The organism is Porphyromonas sp. HMSC065F10 (assembly GCF_001808555.1).
Classification (GTDB): Bacteria; Bacteroidota; Bacteroidia; order Bacteroidales; family Porphyromonadaceae; genus Porphyromonas_A.
The window spans coordinates 6,614-8,679 of sequence record NZ_KV793769.1 but is presented as its reverse complement, the minus strand read 5'-3'; the positions used below and the strand labels follow the sequence as shown (position 1 = coordinate 8,679).

Below are 2,066 nucleotides of genomic sequence, written 5' to 3'. Positions count from 1 at the left end.
CCGCAGATGGGGTATTATGCAAAGGTCTCTAAAGGTCCCTCAGCTGGATCGCCTCCTCCTCGGTCTGCCCAAAGATGAAGGCGGGCGGGTCGATCAGGTAGAGCCGCTCCGTGGCGCGCGTCACCGCGGTGTAAAACCACCGGAGGAACGACAGGTCGATCATCTCCGGCGTCAGGTACCCGAAGCTCACAAAGACCTCGCGCCACTGGCCGCCCTGAGCCTTATTGCAGGTCATGGCATAGGCATACTTGATCTGCAGCGCATTGAGGTAGGGATTTTTCCGCATCTCCGCATAGAGCTGCCTGCGCGATTGCACCCCGGGGTAGTCGAGGGCGACGTTGTCAAAGAGTAGCTGCCTCTGCTCGCCCGTGAGGGCTGCGGTGCCGCTGTAGAGACTCTCCAAGAGGATCTTCGCTGAGATGAATCCCCCCTCGCCATCCACCAGCTCTGCGTCCCTGAAGGTAAAGCCATACAGCTCTGCCGTGCGACGCGCGTCCCGCACCTCTAAGATCTCGCCGTTGGCGATGAAGCCCCCGGTCTGCTTCCCCTCACCATCCACCGGCTGGTAGAAGTAATTATTCCGCACCACCATCAGCCGCTCCCCCGGCACCACCTCCTCCTCGTAGCCGAGGGTCTGGTGGCGGATGCCTTGATTGTAGGCCTCCGCCTCGCGATTGGACCGCGTGATCAGCATCGTCTCCTCCTGCCCCGCTCGGCGGTAGGACTCCTCCATCAGCTCCGGCAGGTCGTACCCCGAGATGATCCGCACCTCTCCGCCCCTGCGCGGGGTCGCCAGAAGCGGTTCGGCCCACGGCTGCCCCTGCTGCAGGTCAGCGATCCGCTGCCTCAGGTCGTAGCTCGTCAGGACGATCTCGCCGGCACTCTCCTGCCGCACAATGTCGGTCAGCGTCTCCTCGTAGAGGTAGGAGCAGTAGCCCCTCAGGTCGTCCGGCGAGAGGGCGGGACTCTGCGGCGTGCCGACCGGGGGCAGCTGTGCATCGTCACCGATGAGCACGATCCTGCTGTACGGCACCGAGTGGCAGAAGTCCATCAGGTCATCCAGCAGCCGACCGCTGCCAAAGGAGTCATTCCCCTCGCTCTGATTGCTGATCATCGATGCCTCATCGACCACAAAGACGGTCCCCTGCTGCCCGGCGTTGTAGCCGAGGTCGTATGTGAAAGCGCCCCCCGCCCCGATCCGCTGACGGTAGATCGTCCGATGGATCGTGTAGGCCGGCATGCCACAGTAAGCGCCCAGCACCTTCGCTGCCCGGCCCGTCGGTGCCAGGAGCCTCACCGGCACGCCCATGGAGACCAGCATCCGGGTCCAGGCACCGACGAGGCTGCTCTTCCCCGTCCCCGCATAGCCGCGGAGGAGGAAGAGTGAGTCCTCCTCCCCATGGCGGAGGAAGTGGTCCAGCTTATCGATCACCCGCGCCTGTGACGGCGTCGGAGTGAAGGGGAAGAAGTCAAGTATTGCTGATCGCTCTCTCATACCGCAAATATACCGCTATGGGAGCGTCCCGCCACACGCTCCGCTCTAACGAGACTGTTGCACGAAGGCGATCTGCTGCGTTGCTTTCGGAATTCGGTCTCGGTCACGTACGTGAGTACGCTCCCTTCGACCTCATCCTCAGCGCCTTGCATCTCATCCTTCGTGCAAAGTCTCAGCACATTTGAAACAAATGTGCGAGAATGGCACTTCGTGCGACATTCTCCTAATATCGGTATTAGTGAACTCTAATATCGGTATTAGTGATCTCTAATATCGGTAAAAGAATTGACCGGCATCATTTCCGGGAGGTGAAGGATCCCGACAGGGGTGCATCCCCGCCCCACCGGGATCGGCCGAGATAGATGGATTTCCAGGTGAGAGCAGGTGTCCTCTGCGCCGTCCGACTTGTCCGACTCGTTCGACGATATGGTGCGCCCGGCGGGGAGGCACCCCGGAGGGGTGCGTTTTGCTTAGCCCGGGTGTCGAGGAGGGGCGCAAGCCCCGACGAAGACCCCGGGAAAGCATAGCCCACCTTTATCCCCACGACCCCGCCAGGGTGTCGCTCGTAATG

The 2,066-nt window shown here is 61.8% G+C and carries 1 protein-coding gene; it reads right to left on the bottom strand.

The window, feature by feature from the left end:
* Window positions 1-28: 28 nt before the first annotated feature.
* The gene (locus HMPREF2890_RS02855; RefSeq protein WP_070465038.1) at window positions 29-1,495 is read right to left on the bottom strand and encodes an ATP-dependent DNA helicase; all 1,467 of its coding nucleotides are present in this window, start codon (window positions 1,493-1,495) and stop codon (window positions 29-31) included.
* Between the last annotated feature and the right edge of the window lie 571 nt (window positions 1,496-2,066).